General features: G+C 66.1%; 1 protein-coding gene. It reads left to right on the top strand.

Annotation, left to right across the window (positions count from 1 at the left end):
* The coding region (locus FLP08_RS16795) for a fimbria/pilus outer membrane usher protein (protein ID WP_156278073.1) at positions 1-691 on the top strand (691 nt) is incomplete at both ends.

Here is a 691-nt window from a genome sequence, read left to right as displayed (position 1 = left end):
GCCCGCGCCCCGGCGCGCAGCAGCCTCGGCGCGCTGTTCAACTACGACCTGTACTACTCGGACCCCGCCGACGGCGCCACGCCCTGGCTTTCCGCGCTGCTCGAGCAACGTCTGTTCGACGGCTTCGGGGTGATCTCCAACACCGGCGTCTACACCCGCTATTTCGGCGACGCCGACAACCTCGACAGCCGCTACCTGCGCTACGACACCTACTGGCTGTACAACGACGAACGCAACATGCACAGCTACCAACTGGGCGACTACGTCAACGGCGCGCTGAACTGGACCACCCCGGTACGCATGGGCGGCTTTCGCTTCGCCCGCAACTTCGGCGTACGTCCGGACCTGGTCACCTATCCGCTGCTGCGCTTCGACGGCCAGGCCGCCGTACCCAGCACCGTCGACCTGTTCATCAACGGCTACAAGGCCAGCAGCGCCGACCTGCAGCCCGGTCCCTTCGCCATCAGCAAAGTGCCGTACATCAACGGAGCCGGCGAAGCCACGGTGGTGACCACCGACGCCCAGGGTCGACAAGTGGTGACCAGCCTGCCGTTCTACGTATCCAACACCCTGCTGGCGCGCGGCCTGAGCGATTTCGACCTGTCCGTCGGGCGCCTGCGCGACGACTACGGCCTGCGCAACTTCTCCTATGCCGACAACGCCGCCAGCGGCATCTACCGCTACGGCGTCA

Source organism: Christiangramia aestuarii, from assembly GCF_009735585.1.
GTDB lineage: Bacteria > Bacteroidota > Bacteroidia > Flavobacteriales > Flavobacteriaceae > Christiangramia > Christiangramia aestuarii.
This window is presented reverse-complemented; position numbering and strand designations above follow the sequence as displayed.